The organism is Allobosea sp. Tri-44 (assembly GCF_004123845.1).
Lineage (GTDB): Bacteria > Pseudomonadota > Alphaproteobacteria > Rhizobiales > Beijerinckiaceae > Allobosea.
Genome location: NZ_NBDP01000015.1, coordinates 1 through 20914, shown reverse-complemented (window position 1 = coordinate 20914; position 20914 = coordinate 1). Strand labels below are relative to the sequence as shown.

Genomic DNA, 20914 nt, shown 5'->3' with positions numbered 1-20914 from the left:
ACTTGTTCTTATTGGGTCGATAGTGACCGTTTGCTCGAAAAGATCAACGATCCTTGTGCCGGCTTACTATTCCGGTGATGCGCTCCAGTTCGGTCGTCAGCTCCGGCGTGCAGCACAGGACCGGATTGCCGGCCGCGATCGCATCGCCCGCGAAGAAGTCGTTGACGTCGGCGCCGGCCTCCGCCGCGATCACCAGGCCGGCGGCGACATCCCAGGAATTGATGTGCAGTTCGGCATAGGCATCGGTGCGGCCGCAGGCGACATGGCAGAGGCCGAGCGCGCCGGCGCCTGGTCGCTTGACCGCCGCGCCGGCCTCGAAGCCGCGCTTGACCATCTCGATATAGCTGTCGAGCGACCTGCGCTTCGACCAGCCGAATTCGAGGCTGGCGCGGCCGATGTCGCTGGTGCCCGAAACCCGGATCGGCCGGCCGTTCAAGCTCGCCCCGCTGCCGCGCCGGGCGCGGTAGACCTCGCCGAGTGCAGGTGCTGCGATGACGCCGATCTCGGGCCGCCCGGCGAGGACGAGGCCAATCGAGATGCACCAGTTGCGATCGCCATGGGCGAAATTGGCAGTTCCGTCGATCGGATCGATGATCCAGACCGCGTCGGCCGCCTCGCCGCCGCCTTCCTCGCCGATCACCCCATCGGAGGGGAAAAGCCGCCCGAGCCGTTCGCGCAGAAAACTCTCCACGGCGCCGTCGGCCGCGGTGAGCCAATCCTGGGCCCCCTTCATCGTGATGTTCAGGGAGTCGCTGCGTCCGAAATAATCGAGCGCGAGATGGCTCGCCTCCGCGACGAGGCCGAGCACGGCATATTCGCGCAGTTCGAGTTCGGCGGGGGTCATCACAGCGCCTCGAGCGCAACGGCGACCGGCTTGCCGGTACGGCGCGATTCCGTCGCGGCGTCGGCCAGGATCTGGGCTTTCAGCCCGTCAAGGCCCGAAGGCGAGGGTGCGCGCTTGTCGCGGCAGGCGGTGATGAAGGCGTCGAGCTCGGCGCGATAGGCGGCGGCATAGCGCTCCAGGAAGAAGTTCTGCACGGGATCGGCCCGGAAGCCGGCGCCGGTCGCGATCTCCACGGTGGTCTCGTGGATATTGCCGGCGCGCAGCATGCCCTTGGAGCCGTGCACCTCGATGCGCTGGTCGTAGCCATAGGTCGCCCGGCGGGAGTTGGAGATCTGAGCGATGCGGCCGCTCGCGGTGCGCATCAGCACGGCGGCAGTGTCGACATCGCCGGCCTGGCCGATCGCCGGATCGACCAGCGCCGAGCCGAGCGCGAAGACCTCGACCGGCTCCTCGGCGAGGAGGAAGCGGGCCATGTCGAAATCATGGATCATCATGTCGCGGAAGAGTCCGCCCGAGCGCTTGACGTACTCGACCGGCGGCGGCCCGGGGTCGCGCGAGATCACGCTGACGATCTCGATCGCGCCGGCCTCGCCGGAACGCAGGCGCCCTTCCAGCGCGGCGAAATTCGGGTCGAAGCGACGGTTGAAGCCGATCATCAGCGGCTTGCCGGATTTCGCGACGACCTCGAGGCAGCGGCGGATGCGGCCAGCATCGAGATCGACCGGCTTCTCGCAGAAGACGGCCTTGCCGGCGGAGACGGCAGCCTCGATCAGGTCGGCATGGGTGTCGGTCGGGGTGCAGATCACCACGGCATCGATACCGCTGTCGGCGAGGATCGCGTCGGTGGTCGCGACCTTGGCGCCGCTGGCCTGGGCGAGCGAGGCGGCGGCCTCCGCGGAGGCATCGGAAAGCGCGACCAGCTGCGCATCGGAGCGCGCCGCGACATTGAGCCCGTGAATGCGCCCGATCCGGCCGGCGCCCAGCAATCCAAATCTCATCACGTCCGTGGTCCTGCAGTTCGAGAGTGCTCCGGCGCTTCAGTCGTGCGCGCCGAGAATGGTCTGGTCGAAGTCGACATTGGCGCCGGTCATCAGCCCCGATTCGGATGACGCGAGATAGGCGACGGCCTTGGCGACCTCGCGCGGATCGATCAGGCGGCCGAAGGGGCGGCCGGCCTGCGCCTCATCCAGCCAGCCATCTTGCGCATCATGGCGCAGGCGCATGATCGCGTCCTCGCCCGGCGTCGCCATCCAGCCGATATTGAGGCCGTTGACGCGGATGCGGTCGGACAGGAGCCCATGGGCGGTGTTCTTCGTCAGCGTCGCCAGCGCGCCCTTCGAGACGCTGTAGGCGGCGAGGAAGGGCTGGCCGCCATGGGCCGACATCGACTGGATGTTGACGATCGCGCCTGCGATCTTCTCGCGCCGCATCAGGTTGGCCGCATCCTGGATCAGGAAGAACGGGGCGGTCAGGTTGACCGCCATGATGCGAGCATAGAGCTCGGGACTGGTGTCGAAGATCGTGCCGCGGTCGGTGTCGCCGGCGGCGTTGACCAGGATGTCGAGCCGGCCGAAAGCTTGCTCGGCGGCAGGGACGATTCCGCGGACGGCGTCGAGATCGGCGAGGTCGGCGGCGTGGAAGAGGGCGTTGCAGCCGGCCGCCTTCAGGCTGGCGGCGACGGCTTCACCGCGCTCGCGGTTGCGGCCGGTGAGGACGAGACCCGCGGTGCCGCGCGCGGCGAATTCCCGGGCGATCGCCTCGCCCAGGCCCTGGCTGCCGCCGGTGACGACGGCGACCTTGCCGTCGAGTTCACGACGGAAGTCGGTTGGTTGGGGCACCTCTGATCTCCCTGGCAGCGCCACTGTCACAATGGCACATTATTTTTATTGAGCTTGACTAATGGAACAAACATTCCATTCTCTCCCGGCACAAGTCAAGGCCGCGAGAGCCCCTGTTTCCCATGTCGTCGCCACTGCAGCAGGACCCACCACGGGACGATTTCGACGGCTTCGTCGCGCTGCTGCGTGAGCGCGGGCCGAGCCTGCCGAAGCGGTTGCGGCAGGTCGCCGATTATGCGCTCGCCAATCCCGACGACATGGCGCTCAGCACCGCGGCGCAGGTGGCGCAGCAGGCCGGCGTGCAGGCCTCCACCCTGGTGCGCTTCGCCCAGGCGCTCGACTATTCCGGCTTCAGCGAGTTGCAGCAGCTCTTCCGCTCGCGGCTGCGCCAGCAATTCCCTGATTATCGCGAGCGGCTGGTGGCGCTGCGCGAAGAGGGCGCGGCCGGGCCGAACATGGCTCAGGTGCTGCTCGACGGCTTCGCCGAAGCCAGCCGCAGCTCGCTGTCGCGTCTGCAATCGACGATCCGGCACCGCGACGTCGACAGAGCCACGGACCTGCTCGCCGGGGCGGAGACGATCATCCTGATCGGCGCGCGCCGGATGTTTCCCGTGGTGTCCTATCTCGCCTACGCCTTCGGCAAGCTCGGCATAAGGGCGGTACTCGTTGACAATATCGCCTCCCTCGGGCCCGAGCAGGCGGCGATCGCGCGCAAGGGCGATGTCGTCGTCTCGGTCAGCTGCGCGCCCTATACGCCGGGGACGGTCGCGATCGCAGCCGCTGCCCACGAGAAGGGCATTCCGGTGATCGCGATCACCGACAGTGCGCTCAGCCCGCTCGCCCAGCACTGCTCCTTATGCCTCGAGGTCGAGGAAGCCGATTACGGCGCCTTCCGCTCGATGTCCGCCACCTTCGTGCTCGCCATGACGCTCGCCGTCGGCACCGCCGAGAAAGCCCGCCCCGATGCCTGAACCCGTGCTCGACCTGATCTCGATCGGCCGTTCTTCGGTTGATCTCTACGGCCAGCAGATCGGCGGTCGGCTGGAGGATATGGCCTCGTTCTCCAAGGCGGTCGGCGGCTGCCCGACCAATATCGCGATCGGCACCGCCCGGCTCGGCCTCAAATCCGCGGTGATCACTCGTGTCGGCAATGAGCAGATGGGCCGCTTCATCCTGGAGCAATTGCAGCGCGAGGGCGTCGAGACCAAGGGCGTCGTCGTCGATCCCAAGCGCCTGACCTCGCTCGTCATCCTCGGCGTGCGCGACGAGAAGACCTTCCCTCTGATCTTCTACCGCACCGACTGCGCTGACGCCGCGCTCGACGAGAGCGAGATCGACGAGGCCTTCATTGCCTCTGCCAGGGCGGTCGTGGTCACCGGCACGCATTTCGCGATCCCCAATGCCGCCAAGGCACAGAGGAATGCGATCGCGATTGCCCGCAAGCATGGCCGCAAGGTCGTGTTCGATGTCGATTACCGCCCCAATCTCTGGGGTCTCGCCGGCCATGCCGCCGGCGAGGAGCGCTATATCCGCTCCGACACGGTGACCCAGCACCTCCAGGCGATCCTGCCGGAGTGCGACCTGATCGTCGGCACCGAAGAGGAACTGCACGCCGCCGGCGGCTCGGAGGACACGCTCGCCGCGATCCGAAATATCCGTGCGCTGAGCAAGGCGACGATCGTCTGCAAGCTTGGGCCGATGGGTTGCGTCGTCTTTCCAGGCGCCATTCCGGCCTCGATCGAAGACGGCATCAAGGGGCCGGGTTTCCCGGTCGAGGTCTACAACGTGCTCGGCGCCGGCGACGCCTTCATGTCCGGCTTCCTGCGCGGCTATCTCAGCGACGAGCCGATCGAGACCTGCTGCAGCTGGGCCAATGCCTGCGGCGCTTTCGCCGTCTCGCGCCTGCTCTGCTCGCCTGAGAGCCCGACCTTCGCCGAATTGCAGTTCTTCCTGAAGGAGGGCTCGCCGCACCGGGCACTCCGCCATGACATCGCGATCAACCACGTCCACTGGGCGACGACGCGCCGGCCGCAGGCCGCGACGCTGATGGCGCTCGCCATCGATCACCGCTCCCAGATCGAGGCGATGGCCGACGAGGCGGGCGTGCCGCATGAGCGCATCCAACTCTTCAAGCGGCTCGCCGTCGATGCTGCGGCGCGGATTGCCAAGGGTGCCGAGGGCTTCGGTATGCTGCTCGACGGGCGCCATGGCCGCGAGGCGCTGTTCCGCGCCGGCGATCACGGCTTCTGGGTGGCGCGGCCCCTGGAAGTACCGGGCTCACGGCCGCTCAGGCTGGAGACCGATGCGGACGGCTCGCTCGGCGCGGCGCTGAATGAATGGCCGGTCGATCATGTCGCCAAGGTGCTGGCCTTCTACCATCCCGACGACGATGCGGCGCTGAAGGCCGAGCAGGAAGCGACCCTGAAGCGCGTCGCGCTCGCCTGCCGGCAGGTCGGCCGCGAGCTGCTGGTCGAGATCATCTGCTCGAAAAATGGGGCGGTCGGCGACGGCACGATGGCTAGCGTGATGCGCCGGCTCTACGCGATCGGCATCAAGCCGGATTGGTGGAAGCTGGAAGCGCAGCCGAGCGCGGCAGCCTGGGCCGCGATCGATGCCGCGATAGCCGAGAACGATCCCTATTGCCGCGGCGTCGTGCTGCTCGGGCTCGATGCGCCGCTGCCGGAGCTGGAGACGGCTTTCCGGCTGGCGCAGACGGCGAAGACGGTGAAGGGGTTTGCGGTCGGGCGCAGCATCTTCGGCGAGGCGGCGCGCGGCTGGCTTGCGGGCGCGCTCGACGACGAGGCCGCGACCGCGATGATGGCCGAGCGCTTCGGCCGGCTGGTCGAGGCCTGGCAAGCGCGCTGAGGAGATACCGCATGAGCACGATCAGGCTCACCATGGCGCAGGCGCTGGTGGCTGCGATGGCGGCGCAGAAGACGGTCGTCGGCGGCCGGACGCTGCCGCTCTTCGCCGGCGTCTGGGCGATCTTCGGCCATGGCAATGTCGCGGGCCTCGGCGAGGCGCTGCATGGTGCCCGCGATCTCCTGCCGACGCTGCGCGCCCATAACGAGCAGGCGATGGCGCATGCGGCGATCGCCTTCGCCAAGGCCTCGCGCCGACGCCGGATGATGGCGGTGACGAGCTCGATCGGGCCCGGCGCGACCAATATGGTGACGGCTGCGGCGGTCGCCCATGTCAACCGCCTGCCGCTCTTGCTGCTGCCGGGCGATGTCTTCGCCGGGCGCCGGCCCGATCCGGTGCTGCAGCAGATCGAGGATTTCGGCGACGGCACCATCTCGGCCAATGACTGCTTCAAGCCGGTCTCACGCTATTTCGACCGGATCACGCGGCCGGAGCAGATCATCCCCGCCTTCGAACGGGCGATGCAGGTCCTGACTGATCCGTCGGAGTGCGGGCCGGTGACGCTGGCGCTGTGCCAGGACGTGCAGACGGAGGCTTTCGACTATCCGGAGGGCTTCTTCGCCGAGCGGATCTGGACGCCGCGCCGAACGCGCCCGGACGAGCAGGAGCTGGCGCAGGCTGTCGCGCTGCTGAAGGGTGCGAAGCGGCCGCTCGTCGTCACTGGTGGCGGCGCCCTCTACAGCGAGGCTGAGGGCGAGCTCGCCCGCTTCTGCCTGGCGCACGGCATCCCGAGCGCCGAGACGCAGGCCGGCAAGAGCGCCCTGCCGTACGATCATCCGCTCAATCTCGGCGCGATTGGCGTCACCGGCACCGGCGCCGCCAATGACGCGGCGAAGACAGCCGATGTCGTGCTGGCGGTCGGCACGCGCCTGCAGGATTTCACCACCGGCTCGCGCGCCCTCTTCGCCGATCCGGAGTGCCGGATCGTCGGGCTGAACACGCAAGCCTTCGATGCCGGCAAGCATGGCGGCCAGCCGCTTGTCGCGGATGCGAAGGCAGGGCTCGCCGAGCTGGAGGCGGCGCTTTCGGGCTGGAAGGCTCCGGCCGGCTGGACGGCACAGGTGCAGGCGTCACGGGATGCCTGGCTCGCCACCGCCGCGCGCTATACCGCGGCGAGCAATCAGGCCCTGCCCAGCGATGCGCAGGTTGTCGGCGCTGTGCAGCGCCAGAGCCGGGCGAGCGACGTCGTGCTTTGCGCCGCCGGCGGCCTGCCGGGCGAGTTGCACAAGCTCTGGCAGTCCGGCGCGCCCGGCGGCTACCATATGGAATACGGCTATTCCTGCATGGGCTACGAGATCGCCGGCGGCCTCGGTGCGAAGCTCGCCGATCCCGCGCGCGAGGTCTTCGTCATGGTCGGCGACGGCTCCTATCTGATGATGAACTCCGAGATCGCGACCTCGGTGATGCTTGGGGTCAAGCTCACCATCGTCCTGCTCGACAATCGCGGTTTCGGCTGCATCAACCGGCTGCAGAACGCGACTGGCGGCGCCTCCTTCAACAACCTGCTACGCGATACCCGGCACGAGACGCTGCCGGAGATCGATTTTGCCGCACATGCCGGCTCGATGGGCGCGATTTCGCGCAAGGTTGCGAGCCTGGCCGAGCTGGAAACCGCGCTCGCGGAAGCCCGCGGCCATGATCGCACCAGCGTCATCGTCATCGACACCGATCCGCTGATCTCGACCGATGCCGGCGGGCATTGGTGGGAGGTCGCGGTGCCGGAGGTTTCGGTGCGTGACGAGGTCGAGGCGGCGCGCAAGCGCTATGACGATGCGCTCGCGGCGCGCGACAACTGAGCCAAAGAGGACGAGATGCCTATCCGTATCGGCGCCAACCCCATAGGCTGGTCGAATGACGACCTGCAGGATATCGGCGGCGCGACGCCGCTTGAAACCTGCCTGGCCGAAGCCCGCGAAGCCGGCTTCGTCGGCATGGAGCTCGGCCACAAGTTCCCGCGCGAGCCCGGAGCGTTGAAGGCGGCGCTCGACCCGTTCGGCATGGCCTGCATCTCCGGCTGGTATTCGGCTGAGCTGCTGAAGCGCGATGCCGATGAGGAGATGAAGCATCTGCGTGATCATCTCGACCTGCTCAAGGCGATGGGCTCGACCGTGCTGGTCTTCGCCGAGACCTCGAATGCGATCCATGGTGATCGCAACAAGCCGCTGTCGCAGCGTCCGGTGCTGGCCGCTGGTGAGTGGGCGCAGTTCGGCCGGAGGATCACCGAGGTCGCCGAACGCACGCTCGCCGAGGGTGTCCGGCTGGTCTACCACCACCATATGGGCACGATCGTCGAGAGCGAGGCCGATATCGATGCCTTCATGGCAGCGACGGGCGAGGCGGTGCATCTCCTGCTCGACACCGGCCATGCGACCTGGGGCGGGGCCGATCCGGTCAAGCTTGCTGAGCGCTACCGCACCCGGATCAGTCACTTCCATGCCAAGGATGTGCGCAAGGCGGTGATGGAGCAGGCGCGCCGCGAGGATTGGAGCTTCCTCGACGCCATCCTCGGCAAGGGCAAGGAGCTTGGCGTCTACACCGTGCCGGGTGACGGCATGGTCGACTACCCCGCGGTGTTCAAGGCGCTGCCGGGCTATTCCGGCTGGGTCGTGGTCGAAGCGGAGCAGGATCCCGAGAAGGCGCACCCGCTTACCTATGCCAGGAAGGGAGTCGCCCATCTCAAGCAGAGCCTGAAGGAGGCCGGGCTCGTCTGAGCCCGGGAACGATCATGTCGAAGCTGCTGGTCAAGCCGCAGGCGCCTGACGCCGAGGGGCGCATCCACGAGGTCACCCCGCAATCGGCCGGTTGGGAGCATGTCGGCTTCGCCGTGCATCGCCTTGCCGACGGGCAGATACTGTCGCGCGAAACCGGCAACAGGGAACATTGCCTCGTCCTGCTTTCGGGCAAGGTCTCGGCCAGCGCCGGGGCCGAGGATTTCGGCGTGATCGGCGGGCGTTCCTCGCCCTTCGAGCCCGATCCCTGGTCGCTCTATGTCCCGGCGGGCTCGAACTGGACCGTCACGGCGCAGGGGCCGTGCGAATTCGCGATCTGCTCGGCTCCGGGCAAGGCTGGCGCAAGGCCGGCCCGCGTCATCGGCCCGGCCGATGTCGGCGCCCTGACGCGCGGCGAGGGCAGCAACACCCGCCATGTCCGCAACATCCTGCCGGAGACGGAGGCCGCCGATGGCCTCCTCGTCGTCGAGGTGATCACGCCGTCGGGCTGCTGGTCGAGCTACCCGCCGCACAAGCACGACCAGGACCGGCTGCCGGCAGAATCCCTGCTGGAGGAGACCTATTATCACCGGCTCAATCCGCCCCAGGGCTTCGGCTTCCAGCGTGTCTATACCGACGATCGTTCGCTCGACGAGACCATGGCTTTCGAGGACGGCGACGTGGTGCTGGTGCCGAAGGGCTACCATCCCGTCGGCGCCCCGCACGGCTACGAACTCTATTACCTCAACGTCATGGCCGGGCCGAAGCGGGTCTGGAAATTCCATAACGACCCCGTGCATGAGTGGATGCTGAAGGCGTGGCGACCGTGACGACGCAGGCCGAGCTGATCGGCGACGATGAGCTCGGCTATCTCCGGAGCCGGACGGCTTTCGTTGCCGGCGCCGGCATGGCGCTGGACGACGGCTACCGGCTGGCGCATCTGCCGCTGATCGATCCGCACCATCCCAAGGCGATCGCGCGGAAGGACGGCACGCATTACGAGAATGGCCGGCACCCGCCGATCTACTCGTTGGTGGTGCCGACGCTCGACCTGCCGGAGGCGTCGGCTTACAGGGAACTCGAGCGGGAGCTGCGCCAGGCGCCGTTCGCGGCGAAGATCGCCTGGGATCTGGTCGCGCAGCGGCAGGCAAAGCTACATGCGACAGTGTGTGGCTCGCTCTCGGTCGGTGCGCCGCCGACGATCGACCAAGCTGCGCGGGACGCCTTGTCGCGCCTTGGCCCGGTTGAGATGGAACTGCGCGGCCTGTTCTCCGGCAATGTCAATCGCGGGCGGCTTTATCTCAGGCTCTATCCGGAGCGCCGCGACGGTCAGAACGCCTTCCATCTCATCCAACGGGCGCTCGGGCGGTCGACCAGCGATCTCTATGTCGTCGGCATCTGGAACCTGAACGAGGATCTCGACGCGGCTGAGGCGGTAGCACTCGCCGCCATGCTCGATCGCTGGTGGGATCGGCCGATCCTGCGCTTCACCGCGGACCAGCTCTGGCTGATGGGTGCCAGCGACGACCTTGTGCTCGACTCCAAGATCGTCGAAACGATCAGCCTGAAATAGGCCTTACGACAGCGACGGGCGCCGTTGCGGCTTGCCTTGTCGGCGCGAGGGAGTTACCTCGCGCTCACAGCATTCTGCCGCCTCTGGGCGGCTCCGCGATCCCTCGGCCCGCCCTGCGCGCTGCTGCCGGAGGGGGCGCCCAACCGACAGGATCGACCATGGCCCGCAAGAAATCGAAACCGCTCGACGCCGCCTACGTCCTGTTCGACGTGTTCTATGAAGATGGCTCGCGCAGCTCCAACCGCCGTGTTCCCACCGATTTGCTCGGCGGGATCGATGGCGACGATCCCGCGCTGGAAGCGATCCAGGAGCAGGACCGCATCATCGCCGAGAAATCGGGAAGGCGCCCGCTCGCGATCACCAGCCTCGTGCGCGCGGGCGAGTCCGAAAAGCAGGCAGCCCGCCAGGCGGAGAAAGCCTCGCGCCGGTCGGGCTGAATTCGATAGGCGACTTTATCGTTTGGCCCGGCGGCGGACAGGCTGTGCCTGACTGCTGCCGCTGCTCAAAAGCGCGCTGACCACGTAGAGCGCCAAGCCTATACCGACCACGGCCGCCAGCGGTTCGCGCTCGCCGCGGCGCATCAGCGCGCGGCCGCCTTCACGGGCATAGTCGCGGCCGACATCGAGATAATCCTGCCCGCGGGCGACGTAGTCGCGACTCCGATCGACCTGCTCGCGGCCGCTGCCGATCAGATCACGTCCAGCGCGCAACGCTTGATCGCCATAGTCGCGCAACGTGGTGCTCCAGCCGCTGGTATCCGGCTGCCAGCTCGAACGGCGGGGCGTCACCGCCCAGGCGATCAGGCCGACGCTGAGGGCGCCTATGGCGAAGGCTGCTAGCGGATGGCGTTCGACCGTCTCGACTGCGGCCTCGCCGGTCTCCTGGGCGTATCGGCCTGCTTCGCGCAGCGTGTCGCCGGGATCGAGCTCGGCGAGCTTTTCCTTGGCCCGGCCATAACCGTCCTTGACGGTTTCTGCCGTCCGATTGGCAAGATCGGCCGCACGTGCCGCAACGCTGCCTGTCGCGCGGTCGATCTCGTCCCGCATCTCATCCGTGTTGGGCACGTCGGGCGGCAGGCGCTTGTCGTTGTCCATCCGTCAACTCCATGAGCTTGAAAGTTTCTGGGCTCGAAAGCTTCATGGTCGAAACGACGGAGCGGCGGCGTAGTTCCGCCGCCGCGCAAGAAAGCCGGATTTTAAGACTACCGCGTCGCGCGGCGCGTGGAGCGAACCACTGTCGGAGCGGTGACCGCGCCGGCGGCCCCGCCGACCACGGCTCCGACCGGCCCGGCAACGACCGCCCCCGTCCCTGCGCCGACTGCGGCGCCGCCGACCCGTTGCTCGACCGTGTTGCAGGCGGCCAGGGCCGAAGCCATGATGGCGAGCCCGACGAGGGTGAATGTCTTCATGATCTGATCCTCTGTATTGACCGGATCTGTAAACGCCTGAGCGGCCCAGAAGTTGCCGCAAGGCGATGGCAGAGATTCGTGTCGTTGGTTAAGCTCGCCTTGGCGAGTTCGACTCACCGCCTAGAGCAGGATGCGAAAAAGTGGGAACCGGTTTTTCGCAGGAATCCTGCTCTAAGTTCTAGAATCGATCACGTCTTATGATTTTGGATCGATACGATCCAAAATCATCGTGATCTAGGGAGACTGCTCATGAAGACGCTTCTGTTCTCCACCGCCCTTGCGTTCATGGCCGCGAGCTTCGCCGCTGCGCCGGCCTCGGCCCTGACCATGAAAGAGTGCAGCACTAAGTATCAGGACGCCAAGAAGGCGAACACGCTGAAGGGCCAGAAGTGGAACGATTTCCGCAAGGCCAACTGCGCCGATGACGACGCCTCGGACAATGATGCCGCGGCAGCCGTGACGGATGCTCCGGCGGCAACCCCGGCCGCGACCACGCCGGCCAAGCCCGCCGGCAAGGCCAAAGCCGCGGTATTTCCGCGGGCGGTGGCGCCGAAGTACTCTAATGAAACCGCCGGCAAGGCGCGCCTCAAGACCTGCGTCGACCAATACAACGCCAACAAGACGGCCAACGCCAATGGCGAGCTGAAATGGATCGAGAAGGGCGGCGGCTACTGGAGCCAGTGCAATACCAGGCTCAAGGGCTGAGCTGACGATCGGAGCGCGCCCGGTTCACCGGGAGCGCTTCCGCCAGGGATATTCGAGCCTCCCGCGGATCGACGCGGGAGGCTTTTTCAATGCGCCTTGTCGTTCAACGCGACATGTCTGGCCGTGCCGCTTCCCGCAGCAGCAGCTTCTGATAGGCGAGCCCGATGGCGACAAGGCTGGCGCCGAGGCCGATGAAGGACAAGGCCCGCAACAGGCCTTCCAGCCCGGACATGTCGATCAGGAAGGCCTTGCAGATCGCGATCGTCACGACGCCGAGCGAGGCGAGGCGCAGATCCTTCGACTGCAATCTGAAGCCGAGCGCGAGCAGCGCCACGCCATAGAGCAGGAGCGCTGCCGAATAGGCATAGAGCTCGCTGGCGCTGCTGGCGTCGACCAGGAGATCGCGGCCAACAAAGCCGCGCCGGACCTCGATCAGCAGATAGGCCAGCCCGCCGATGATCGCGCTGACGCCGAAGATGCGCCGCGCCCCGGCGCCGGTGAGGAATTCCCTGGCCCAGCGCGCCGCCGCGAAGGCGAGCAGCGCCGGCAGGAGATAGCCGATGGCGGCGTTGTCGAGCAGGAGTGGGCCGGCGAGCGGCTGCTCCGTCACCAACGGATTGGCGACGAGGCCGGGCAGGAGTGCGAACAGGCCGCAGGAGCCAATCGCTGCCCAGTCGGGGCGAACCGGCACCGAGCGCCCGGGCAGGCGGACCGAGCCGGCGATCATGACGATGACGGCGCCGATGAAGCCGAAGGCGGCATAGAAGCCTGCTTCGGCGAGGGTGACCGGGACGTCGGAAGCGAGCAACGGCCCGTGGAAGCCATGGCGCAGCAGGAGGAAGGCGCAAAGTACTGACCCCGCCAGAGCCGTGCGCCGGAAAGCGACGCTGATCGCGGGCGCGACCTCGCGCAGCCACCAGGCTGCTCCAGCAAAGCCACAGATTACCGCGCCATAGCCCCAGAGGATGCGGTTGAAGATGACCGGTCCCTCGACGCCGCTGAGATCGAACAGCGGATTGCGGCCGATGCCGAGCGCAAGCCCCGCCCAGCCGATCGCGATCATGGCGAGCGCGCGCAAGGCAAAGCCGGTGACACGGCCGGGCGAGAGCTCGCGCCAGATCCGCGCGGCCGCCGTCAGCGCCAGCAGCAGCAGCGTGATCGTCACCACCTCGGCAAAGCCGGCGGTCTTGCCGTCCATCGGCGCCAGGACCGGGCCGGAGAAGGCATGCCGGACGATCAATATCGCACCGAGCGAGACCAGCACCGCAGCGCAAGCGTTGAGCGTGTCGCCCAGGCGCGAGCGGCCGTCGCGTCCGAGCCAGTAACCGAGCAATCCGAGCAGGCCACCGACGGCGACATACCAGAGCAGCCGGTTGAACACCGGCCAGCCGAGCACCGGCGTGCCATCGAAGACCGGGTTCAGCACAGCGCCGGGCCCGCCGATGCCGACAAGGATCAGCGTGATCGCGGCGATATCGGCGCAGACGCCGAAGACCCGTCCGCCGAGCCGGCGGGCGAGCAGGACGAAGCCTGCTCCTAGCAGCCCGAGCGCCAGGACATGGCAGAAGACTTCCTCGAACAGCCGGTTGCGCGGGCCGAGATAATGCAGGCGGACGAGGTCCGCGGTCGGCACGAGATCCGCGCCGGCGAAGGCTTGGCGCACCTCCAGCAATACGAAGGCGGCGAAGAAGAAGGCGGCGAGCGTCTCATGGATCAGCCGCGGGCGATCCTGCCTTTCGCGCAGGGCCAGCGCGCCGATGGCGAAGCAGAGCGCCGGCAGGGCATAGGCCGGGATCAGCCAGTTGAAGATGGGCCAGGAGCCGACATCGCTGACGATCGGGTTCCAAACGAGTCGCGCCAGTGCCGCGGTGGCGAGTGCCGCCGACATGCTGCGCAGCAGCGGTATCGGGCGCAAGGCGGAGAGGAGCGCGACGCCCGCGGCCGAAACGGCGAAGCCGACCACCAGCCAGGTCTCGCGCAAGGCGAAGGCAATGGCGAGGCCGAGTGCGATCGCGCCGGCGGCGGCATAGGCGGCCGAGCCGATAAAGGCGAGCGGATTGGCGCGCGTCTTGGTGCTGCGGCGCTCGACCGGGAGGAGGAATTCTGAAGCCGCAAAGAGCGCGATCGTCAGGAGCAGGGCCAGTGCGGCAAAGCCGGTCGAGCGCTCGAAGCCATTGCTGCGCAATGCCGTCGCCAGCAGCAGGCAAACGGGGGCGAGCGCCGAAGCGAAGGCGAGGCAGCCGCGCACGAGAAAGCCGCCGGCACCTGACCCGCGCCGCATCAGCAAGGCGAAGAATGGCGGAATGCCGAGGAGCAGCGCAAAGAGGCCGGCGGTCCAGCGCAGGCCCGGGCCGGCGTCGGGGGCGAAGCTGAGGCGCATCAGATCGAGCGGCAGCGTCGGCGACAGGCCAAAGGGGCCATCATGGGTCGGCCAGAGCAGCGCCATGCCGGCGGCTGCCGCGCCGGCGAGCAGCGCCAGCGGCGCCAGATCGCGGTGCCGGACCGCGCCGGCGACGGCGACCGCCACAGTGACGATGATGGCGGCATGCAGCGGCGCGGGCCCGCCATGGCTGGTCCAGAGGATGCCGGAGAGGATGAGCGGCACGCCGATGGCGATGAGGCTGGTCAGTTCGAAGCCAGCGATCCGCCAGCCGCTATCGGGCCCGGCCCGCCCGCGCCAGGCCGGCCATTCCCTGATCAGGCCGAGCGCGAGAACCGAGCCGGAGGCGGCGAGCCAGGCGGCCCAGCTCACATTGCCGCCGGCGAAGGCGATCAGCAGCGTCCAGGCGCCATGCCCGGCGACCGCGCCGAGCGTGACGATGCGGCTGGGTCGGCGCCGGTGCAGCAGGAAGGCGACCGCGGTGACGAAGGTGATGAAGAGCGCGAGCGCGACGAAGTTGGGCGCGGTGCTGGCGACCAGGAAGGGCGTCGCATAGGAACCAAGCAGGCCGAAGAGGCCGAGCGCCGGGCCGTGCAGGAGCGAAGCCGAGAGGGCCGCAAGGCCAAGCAGGCCCATCAATCCGAAAGCCGTGCCCGGCCCGATGAAGCCGTAGACGGCGTGGGCGGCGAAGATAACGCCGAAGCCGCTGAGCACGGCGACGCCCGCCAACACGCCGGGAATGCTGGCATGGCCGAGGCCGGCGAGCGGACCGGAGCCGGAGGTGATCGCGAGCGGCAGTTCGCGCCGGCGCAGATATTCGCTCGCGCCGGCCGCGATAAGGGCGAAGGCGGCGCCGAGCAGCAGCCGGACGCCCGGACCGAACAGGCCGGCCTCGATCGAGTAGCGAACCAGGAAGAGACCGCCGAGTGCGAGCGCGACGCCGCCGATCCAGACCGCCCAGCGCGAGCCGATCGCCTCCTCGAAATCGCGCCGTGGCGCAGGCGCGGCGGCGGGTTCCGCTTCCGGCGAAAGCTCGCTCCGCTGGACGTCCAGGTCCGGTTCGGGTGCTGTGACACTCGCGGCGAGCGTCTCGATCGGAGTGCGAGGCTCCTCACCCGAGACTTTGCCGGCGGGGTCCTCGATCGTGCGAGCCGCGACAAGGTCGATGGCTGGTCCAGGCGATGATGTTGGCTCTTCCGCCGCGACAGGCGCGGGCGTCGGTGCATCGAGATCGGCTGTGACAACAGGGGTTGGTGCATCTTCGACGAGGACAGTTTCGGCCTGCTCATCCGTTTGATCGGGAGGCGCCCTGCCGGCCGTTGCTCCAGCAGCGAGTTGTGCTCGCAAGACGCTTAGGTCGGCACGCAAGGCATCGATCTCGGCGCGCTGATGGGCGGCGAGCTCAAGCGCTCTGTTGCCGCGCCCTAACGCACTGAACGCGGCCCAGGGGACCGCGATGAAGAGGAAGCCGAAGAGGCCGAGGCCGAGAAGCGCGAAGCCTTCCATGCGTGAAGTTCCGCCCCTCGCTCGATGATCAAATAGCGGTTGCGCAGATAGCGCGCCGCGCGCCGAGATGTCCAACGAACACGGAACCTTCATTGACACCAAAGCGTCGAATACGAGACGTCAAGCCGCGGTGACCAATGGCGCATTACCTGTTCGATCTAATCAGCGGCGAGAAGCATAATGTCGACGTGGAAGGCGTCGAGCTGCCTGACGACGATGCTGCGCGCGTCGTAGCCTTGCAGAGCCTCGCGGATCTCGCTCGGCAAGATATCCCACAAGGTGGGGATAGCTCGATCTGCATTTTAGTCCGTCGCGGGCCAGTGCCGATTTACAGCGCCACCATGACGCTCAGCGAACAGTGGCTACGTCTCGACTCTTAGACTGAACCGCCGGAGCCTGATTTCCAGTGTTCCAAGCGTACCTGCACTTTCGTGCTGTTGAGCCGCAGCGCCAGAGCCTCAGCTTCCCCATAGCTGCTTCCTGCAGGAAGGGTCAGCGTCAATTGCTTCCCGTCAAAGCCCACGTCTTCGTACGACTCGACCAGGACCGTCAGGCGACCGTCAGGAAGCTCCTTCACTGTCGCAACGAAATTGCGTCCGCCATCCACCATTGCCCTAAGCCTCATGTCGTCGCTGATGAAGTACGAGCGGCTTATCGAAAAGAGGCGCACCCGATCGCGGCAAGGATCGCTGCGATGAGCAACCCCCACATCACGAGCGCTTGCATCAGGTGCACCTCGCCAGCGTTCGCCCGGTCGACTCAATCTCGAACAGGCAATCGTCGATGAAGCGCACCGGCGAGCCATCTTCAAGCTCATATCGGGTGACGTTCAAATCGGGGAACGGCCGATAGACGATGACGGTGTAGCGGTTGCCGTCCTCGTCCTGGCAGAGCTCGCGATAGAGCTCCAGATTGCCTGGATTGAGGTGGGCCGCGATCTTGTCGCTTAGCCCGGATCGTTTCGGCTGGGTACGCATCGCAACCTCCTACGCAACGTCTGACGAAACGGGCGGGCAACGCTCCCGTTCCGGCAAGGCGTCAGATTCTTTCGCTGGCTCCGGAACGCCGTCGACCGGCTGACGTTGAGTCGCCGTTAGTAAGTTGCGTTCATGGTGTTCAGTCATGGCTGAGCGGTTGCGCCGAGCTTTGAGGGCTACCCCTGCCGGCGAAGTGCTGCGCAGCGCGCCAGTGAGGGCGCGGCGCAGCGCTGTCGAGCCGGATCTCCTCGATCCAATGCCGGCGCGGATCGAACCCTGCCTCGCTTCGCTGATGCCGAAGCCGCCGGCGGGACCCGGCTGGCTCTTCGAGGTGAAGTGGGACGGCTACCGCCTGGCGGTGCATCGCGACGCCAAGGGGGTTCGGGTCATCACCCGCGGTGGCCATGACTGGACGCATCGCTTTCCCTCGATCGCAGCCGGGGCGGCGGAGCTCGACGCCGGCAGCTTCATCCTCGACGGCGAGGCGGTCGTGCTCGACGGCGCTGGCCGGGCCGATTTCGGCTTACTGCAGCAGGCGCTGGGAGGCAGAGGGGGCAAGGCCAAAGCAGAGAGCGCCATGCTCTTCGCCTTCGATCTGCTCTATCTCAACGGTCACGACCTGACGCGCATGACGCTCAGCGAACGCCGGCACATGCTCGAGGATTTGATCGACGGTGAAAGCGGAACGGTCCGGCTGAGCGAGGAGGTCGAGGCGGACGGCGCCGAATTCCTGGCGAGCGCCTGCAGGTTCGGGCTCGAAGGCATCATCGCCAAGCGCCGCGACGCGCCCTATCGCCCCGGCCGCGGCGGCGACTGGCTCAAGATCAAATGCGTCCAGTCCGAGAGCTTCCTGATCATCGGCTATGAGCCCTCCGGCGCGGCGCTCGGCGGCATCGGCCGGCTGCTGCTGGCCGGGCACGGCAATTACGGCCTGACCTATGTCGGCAGCGTCGGCACCGGTTTCACCAACGCCAGCGCGACGGCGCTGCGCAAGCAGCTCGACCGGATCACGGCCACGTCGCCGCCGGCGCGCGGCTTTAGCAGCAAGGGCGTGGTCTGGGTCAAGCCGAAGCTCACGGCCGAAATCGCGTACCGCGGCTGGACGCATGACGAGAAGCTGCGCCACGCCTCGTTCAAGGGCCTGCGCGAGAATGCTGACGAGGCGATTGTTTATCGCCTCGGATGATGTCCGTCCAGCTCGCTTCAATGCGGCTGTGGTTGCGAGCTTACTAGTCTACGGCGAAGCCTGGCCTATTTGAGGTGCCATGTCACCGCCACTATAGCCCACGAGTACTCGTTTGGGATCGGGTGCGTACTCATGTTCGCGTTGTGGTGAATGTAAATTGTCTACTGCGTGTTGCTATAAAATCCAACAATCAAGCCCGCAAATCACACGATGATGCTATCTATTTCAAGTTTTTGTCGAAACATATCGAAAATCAAGGGCCAGCAGCTTGCGCATCGAAATGATGCCAGATAGGGTGACGTTAGGTTTACAAAAGATTTTCAGCTTTTTGTCAAAAGATTCTCACATTTCAATTTGAGGAGAGTGAAATGTTTTACCTTCGAGCGAGCAATTCACAATGGTTAACTACATCAAATAGATACTGTCTGTTGACAAGCGACATTAACAATCGCCTTCAGATGTGGGACTCAGATTCTAACCATTCAGATTCTCGATTGGGAGCGCCGGGATGGCAATTCGGTAACCTGATTAATAACTCAGTGCTTGGTGTTTGGGATACTGCCGCCTATTTTCTTGACAATAACTCTTGGTCATCGGGTGGAATACCAATAGCATACTTGACTGATGGTCAAATTTGTCAAAGGGATGATCAAAACAAACGTCTTTGCCAAAGCGGGAGTCAATGGATATATTGGTCCGTGACGCCAAATGATCCTGGTGTTGACTATTTGGCATTCACCAAGGTTGATGTTTCCTCGGAGGAGGCGCGAGCGGCATCTGCTGCTCACCCGTCTGCCATCACCTCCGTTGAACAGCCCCCCAATGCATAATTAGTCGCGCCGGCCATTCCCATCGTGGAACCGAGCCGGCGGTGCTTAGCGGCATTCGACGCTTATCAAAGATGTGTCCACGAAGGGCCCCGCCGGCTTCCGGTTCAGTTGGCGGGGCCTTTTTGCTCCCGGGCCAATTAATTCGCCTACCCTAAGGACAGGTCCCCCGATTGGGTGTAGCGTCCTCTTAGCGGCCAGGATCAGAATGGCCGAAGGGGAGGCAGTCATGAAACGATTGATGCTCGCAATCTGCCTGATAGGCGGCTGTGTCGCTGTCATCCCATCGGAAGCCAGTGCTGTCGTTTGCGCCCGCGGCGTCGTTCGCGCCGGCTGTGTTTCTACAGGGGGTGCTGTTGTTGTTCGGCGGCCTGTCGCGGTTGCGCCGAGGGCAGTTGTTGTCGCCCCGCGAGCGGTAGTCGTTACCCCTAGGCGCGCTGTCGTTCGGCGGCCGGTTCGCTATTAAAGATTGCCAGCGAGCCAATCCTTATTTTCCGTGCCATCGGCAATGGAGCACTCATGACTAGGATCGTCCTATCAGTTTTCTTGAGCTGCCTCCTTTGGAGTGGCGTGGCGACGGCACAGTCAGGGAACTTGGGTCCGGCGACGGGTTCCGTCAGCATTCGGCAGTTGCAGGTCGCGTTCATAGGGTCCGGCGCAGTCGGCGGCGGCGAGCTTAAATTCGGCCGTAAGACATATGCCATCACGGTAGGGGGGCTCGGCATCGGCGGCGTCGGCGCGTCGACCCTGCGGGCAACGGGAACCGTTTATGGTCTGCGTGATGTCGCAGACTTCGCCGGTGCCTATGTCCAGCTGCGGGAAGGTTGGGCGATTGGCGACGAGGGAAGAGGCCGGCTTTGGCTCCGGAATGCCAAGGGTGTGACGATGCGGCTGAATACTCAGCGCAGGGGCTTGCAGCTTTCCTTGGGCGCCGATGGTGTTCTAATAGGTTTCAAACAATAATTCTGCAAAAAATCGTGACCGATAAGCTTGGTGATCGATCACAGTAATAGCAGCCGTCCGCGCCACTGCGGACGCAGGTGCCCCCCGTTCATGGAGACTTCCTGATGCTTAAGCATTTGAGCGTGTTTCTGGCACTTTCCCTGGCAGCGGGTGTGGCTGGTTGTGCGACCTCACCGACGGTGACCAGCCAGACCGTCATTGTCGCTGGGGTCGGGCCCGTCGAGGTCGAACAATTGAATGTCGAGATCGTGGACGTGGAACCTGCTGAGCGCATGGTCCGCGTACGCCAGGGTCGCAACACCTGGAGGGTCGCGGTACCAGAGGTGTTCGGCAATTTGCAAAATATCAACTCCGGTGACCGAGTAGAGATCCGACGCGTAGAAGGGGCCGTTCTTGGAGCCCGACGTGCGCGCAAAGGCACCCAGCCGAGCATCGTCTATGCAGAGACGGTCAGCGACCCTTCATTCCAGAATCTACCTGACAAGTACGTTGTCCGATCGCTTACGCTGACGGCGCGCTTCGAAAACTTCGATGCGGCCACCCGTGTTGTGAATTATGTCGGGCCCGCGGGCCCTAGGACCCATACGGTGTCCGATCCCGCCATCCAGAACGATTTGAGGCGGCTCAAGCGTGGTGACATGGTTGAACTTACCTTCGCCGAAGCTTTCTACTTCCAAAAGTACTGATCTTCGCTCTATGCGCAGCCGTCAGCTGCTGCGACGCAGGCGCCGCCGATAACCACGGTAACAGGATGCTGGTAGGCCTCAGATTCTGGCGTCGGGATGGCTCCTCGGCGCCAGTACGGCGCGCCCCATTTTGTCTCAATCGCCGGCAGAATACAGCGCGCGGAAAGCATATGGCCCGTCCAATTTCGGCGGCGGCTACTTGAGCACGGACGATTTGAGATGTTCCTCGCGTCCTCGTCGATTGGGCATCTACTGATTCAAAAGGGGGACAAACATGACGACGCCACAACTCGATACCGAAGTGTCGGCCGCCGCCGGATGGCGATTCAAGCTCGGCATTTTCATCTTCATCTTTGCCTTCGCGCTTTGGCTGCTCGTTCCACTAGCCGCC

20 protein-coding genes are annotated in these 20914 nt (G+C 65.7%); 12 read left to right on the top strand and 8 right to left on the bottom strand.

Features of this window, described 5'->3' with window-relative positions; all coding sequences use genetic code 11:
- Window positions 1–43: 43 nt before the first annotated feature.
- Genes B6S44_RS09555 through B6S44_RS09545 form a run of 3 tightly spaced genes read right to left on the bottom strand, consistent with a single transcriptional unit; the run spans window position 44 to window position 2682 of the window.
- Window positions 44–844, bottom strand: coding sequence for an inositol monophosphatase family protein (locus B6S44_RS09555; protein WP_129156677.1), 801 nt, complete (start codon window positions 842–844; stop codon window positions 44–46).
- The gene (iolG, locus tag B6S44_RS09550) at window positions 844–1845 is read right to left on the bottom strand and encodes an inositol 2-dehydrogenase (protein WP_129156676.1); all 1002 of its coding nucleotides are present in this window, start codon (window positions 1843–1845) and stop codon (window positions 844–846) included. The genes B6S44_RS09555 and iolG overlap by 1 nt, the downstream gene beginning before the upstream one ends.
- Window positions 1846–1881: 36 nt before the next feature.
- A complete protein-coding gene (locus B6S44_RS09545) occupies window positions 1882–2682 on the bottom strand; it encodes an SDR family oxidoreductase (protein WP_129156675.1) in 801 nt (266 codons plus the stop codon).
- Window positions 2683–2804: 122 nt separating this feature from the next.
- Between B6S44_RS09545 and B6S44_RS09540 the strand changes: the two genes are divergently transcribed.
- The 7 genes from B6S44_RS09540 to B6S44_RS09510 all read left to right on the top strand — a co-directional run bounded on the left by B6S44_RS09540 (window position 2805) and on the right by B6S44_RS09510 (window position 10322).
- A complete protein-coding gene (locus tag B6S44_RS09540; protein ID WP_129156674.1) occupies window positions 2805–3653 on the top strand; it encodes a MurR/RpiR family transcriptional regulator in 849 nt (282 codons plus the stop codon).
- On the top strand, window positions 3646–5547 hold the full coding sequence (locus tag B6S44_RS09535) for a bifunctional 5-dehydro-2-deoxygluconokinase/5-dehydro-2-deoxyphosphogluconate aldolase (RefSeq protein ID WP_129156673.1): 1902 nt from the start codon (window positions 3646–3648) through the stop codon (window positions 5545–5547). The genes B6S44_RS09540 and B6S44_RS09535 overlap by 8 nt, the downstream gene beginning before the upstream one ends.
- A gap of 11 nt (window positions 5548–5558) precedes the next feature.
- Window positions 5559–7400 carry a 3D-(3,5/4)-trihydroxycyclohexane-1,2-dione acylhydrolase (decyclizing) gene (gene iolD / locus B6S44_RS09530; RefSeq protein ID WP_129156672.1) on the top strand — a complete coding sequence of 614 codons (1842 nt, stop codon included), beginning with the start codon at window positions 5559–5561 and terminating at the stop codon, window positions 7398–7400.
- Between the two features lie 15 nt (window positions 7401–7415).
- Window positions 7416–8315: a myo-inosose-2 dehydratase gene (iolE, locus tag B6S44_RS09525; RefSeq protein WP_129156671.1), complete on the top strand. Its 900-nt coding sequence runs from the start codon at window positions 7416–7418 to the stop codon at window positions 8313–8315.
- 14 nt (window positions 8316–8329) lie between these two features.
- Window positions 8330–9142 carry a 5-deoxy-glucuronate isomerase gene (gene iolB / locus B6S44_RS09520; RefSeq protein ID WP_129156670.1) on the top strand — a complete coding sequence of 271 codons (813 nt, stop codon included), beginning with the start codon at window positions 8330–8332 and terminating at the stop codon, window positions 9140–9142.
- Window positions 9130–9885, top strand: a complete 756-nt coding sequence (locus B6S44_RS09515) for a hypothetical protein (RefSeq protein WP_248309525.1) — start codon at window positions 9130–9132, stop codon at window positions 9883–9885. Before iolB ends, B6S44_RS09515 begins: the two co-directional genes overlap by 13 nt.
- A 158-nt stretch (window positions 9886–10043) precedes the next feature.
- Window positions 10044–10322, top strand: a complete 279-nt coding sequence (locus B6S44_RS09510; RefSeq protein WP_129156668.1) for a hypothetical protein — start codon at window positions 10044–10046, stop codon at window positions 10320–10322.
- Window positions 10323–10337: 15 nt separating this feature from the next.
- On the opposite strand, the gene B6S44_RS09505 is transcribed toward B6S44_RS09510, so the two are convergent.
- Complete coding sequence (locus B6S44_RS09505) at window positions 10338–10979, bottom strand: hypothetical protein (protein WP_129156667.1); 642 nt, start codon at window positions 10977–10979, stop codon at window positions 10338–10340.
- A gap of 107 nt (window positions 10980–11086) precedes the next feature.
- Window positions 11087–11293 (bottom strand): hypothetical protein, encoded by a 207-nt coding sequence (locus B6S44_RS09500; RefSeq protein WP_129156666.1) that lies wholly within the window; start codon window positions 11291–11293, stop codon window positions 11087–11089.
- Window positions 11294–11542: 249 nt separating this feature from the next.
- On the opposite strand from B6S44_RS09500, the gene B6S44_RS09495 reads away from it, so the two are divergent.
- A complete protein-coding gene (locus tag B6S44_RS09495) occupies window positions 11543–11998 on the top strand; it encodes a hypothetical protein (RefSeq protein WP_129156665.1) in 456 nt (151 codons plus the stop codon).
- Between the two features lie 103 nt (window positions 11999–12101).
- Here the strand turns inward: B6S44_RS09495 and B6S44_RS09490 are convergent, their stop codons facing one another.
- Window positions 12102–15884, bottom strand: a complete 3783-nt coding sequence (locus B6S44_RS09490) for a DUF2339 domain-containing protein (RefSeq protein WP_164985772.1) — start codon at window positions 15882–15884, stop codon at window positions 12102–12104.
- A gap of 137 nt (window positions 15885–16021) precedes the next feature.
- Between B6S44_RS09490 and B6S44_RS09485 the strand changes: the two genes are divergently transcribed.
- Window positions 16022–16264 (top strand): DUF6894 family protein, encoded by a 243-nt coding sequence (locus B6S44_RS09485; RefSeq protein WP_129156663.1) that lies wholly within the window; start codon window positions 16022–16024, stop codon window positions 16262–16264.
- Here the strand turns inward: B6S44_RS09485 and B6S44_RS09480 are convergent.
- Both B6S44_RS09480 and B6S44_RS09475 read right to left on the bottom strand, forming a co-directional pair.
- Window positions 16261–16494 carry a hypothetical protein gene (locus B6S44_RS09480; RefSeq protein WP_129156662.1) on the bottom strand — a complete coding sequence of 78 codons (234 nt, stop codon included), beginning with the start codon at window positions 16492–16494 and terminating at the stop codon, window positions 16261–16263. The genes B6S44_RS09485 and B6S44_RS09480 overlap by 4 nt on opposite strands.
- A gap of 115 nt (window positions 16495–16609) precedes the next feature.
- Window positions 16610–16861, bottom strand: coding sequence for a hypothetical protein (locus B6S44_RS09475; RefSeq protein WP_129156661.1), 252 nt, complete (start codon window positions 16859–16861; stop codon window positions 16610–16612).
- A gap of 145 nt (window positions 16862–17006) precedes the next feature.
- Here B6S44_RS09475 and ligD point away from each other — a divergent pair, with 145 nt between their 5' ends.
- From ligD to B6S44_RS09455, 3 genes are all read left to right on the top strand, one after another.
- Complete coding sequence (ligD, locus tag B6S44_RS09470) at window positions 17007–18047, top strand: non-homologous end-joining DNA ligase (protein WP_129156660.1); 1041 nt, start codon at window positions 17007–17009, stop codon at window positions 18045–18047.
- Between the two features lie 1397 nt (window positions 18048–19444).
- Entirely contained in the window at window positions 19445–19837 is a 393-nt protein-coding gene (locus B6S44_RS09460; protein ID WP_129156658.1) for a hypothetical protein, read from the top strand.
- Window positions 19838–19941: 104 nt separating this feature from the next.
- Window positions 19942–20523 (top strand): hypothetical protein, encoded by a 582-nt coding sequence (locus tag B6S44_RS09455; RefSeq protein ID WP_129156657.1) that lies wholly within the window; start codon window positions 19942–19944, stop codon window positions 20521–20523.
- Window positions 20524–20914: the final 391 nt, after the last annotated feature.

Excerpts from the sequence above, each read along its gene's own strand:
- B6S44_RS09475 (WP_129156661.1), bottom strand. The coding sequence starts at position 16,861 with ATGCGTACCCAGCCGAAACGATCCGGGCTAAGCGACAAGATCGCGGCC.
- B6S44_RS09510 (WP_129156668.1), top strand. The coding sequence starts at position 10,044 with ATGGCCCGCAAGAAATCGAAACCGCTCGACGCCGCCTACGTCCTGTTC.
- B6S44_RS09540 (WP_129156674.1), top strand. The coding sequence starts at position 2,805 with ATGTCGTCGCCACTGCAGCAGGACCCACCACGGGACGATTTCGACGGC.
- B6S44_RS09495 (WP_129156665.1), top strand. The coding sequence starts at position 11,543 with ATGAAGACGCTTCTGTTCTCCACCGCCCTTGCGTTCATGGCCGCGAGC.
- iolB (WP_129156670.1), top strand. The coding sequence starts at position 8,330 with ATGTCGAAGCTGCTGGTCAAGCCGCAGGCGCCTGACGCCGAGGGGCGC.
- B6S44_RS09500 (WP_129156666.1), bottom strand. The coding sequence starts at position 11,293 with ATGAAGACATTCACCCTCGTCGGGCTCGCCATCATGGCTTCGGCCCTG.
- B6S44_RS09535 (WP_129156673.1), top strand. The coding sequence starts at position 3,646 with ATGCCTGAACCCGTGCTCGACCTGATCTCGATCGGCCGTTCTTCGGTT.
- B6S44_RS09555 (WP_129156677.1), bottom strand. The coding sequence starts at position 844 with ATGACCCCCGCCGAACTCGAACTGCGCGAATATGCCGTGCTCGGCCTC.
- ligD (WP_129156660.1), top strand. The coding sequence starts at position 17,007 with ATGGCTGAGCGGTTGCGCCGAGCTTTGAGGGCTACCCCTGCCGGCGAA.
- B6S44_RS09480 (WP_129156662.1), bottom strand. The coding sequence starts at position 16,494 with ATGGTGGATGGCGGACGCAATTTCGTTGCGACAGTGAAGGAGCTTCCT.
- B6S44_RS09455 (WP_129156657.1), top strand. The coding sequence starts at position 19,942 with ATGCTTAAGCATTTGAGCGTGTTTCTGGCACTTTCCCTGGCAGCGGGT.
- iolE (WP_129156671.1), top strand. The coding sequence starts at position 7,416 with ATGCCTATCCGTATCGGCGCCAACCCCATAGGCTGGTCGAATGACGAC.
- B6S44_RS09505 (WP_129156667.1), bottom strand. The coding sequence starts at position 10,979 with ATGGACAACGACAAGCGCCTGCCGCCCGACGTGCCCAACACGGATGAG.
- B6S44_RS09485 (WP_129156663.1), top strand. The coding sequence starts at position 16,022 with ATGGCGCATTACCTGTTCGATCTAATCAGCGGCGAGAAGCATAATGTC.
- B6S44_RS09490 (WP_164985772.1), bottom strand. The coding sequence starts at position 15,884 with ATGGAAGGCTTCGCGCTTCTCGGCCTCGGCCTCTTCGGCTTCCTCTTC.
- iolD (WP_129156672.1), top strand. The coding sequence starts at position 5,559 with ATGAGCACGATCAGGCTCACCATGGCGCAGGCGCTGGTGGCTGCGATG.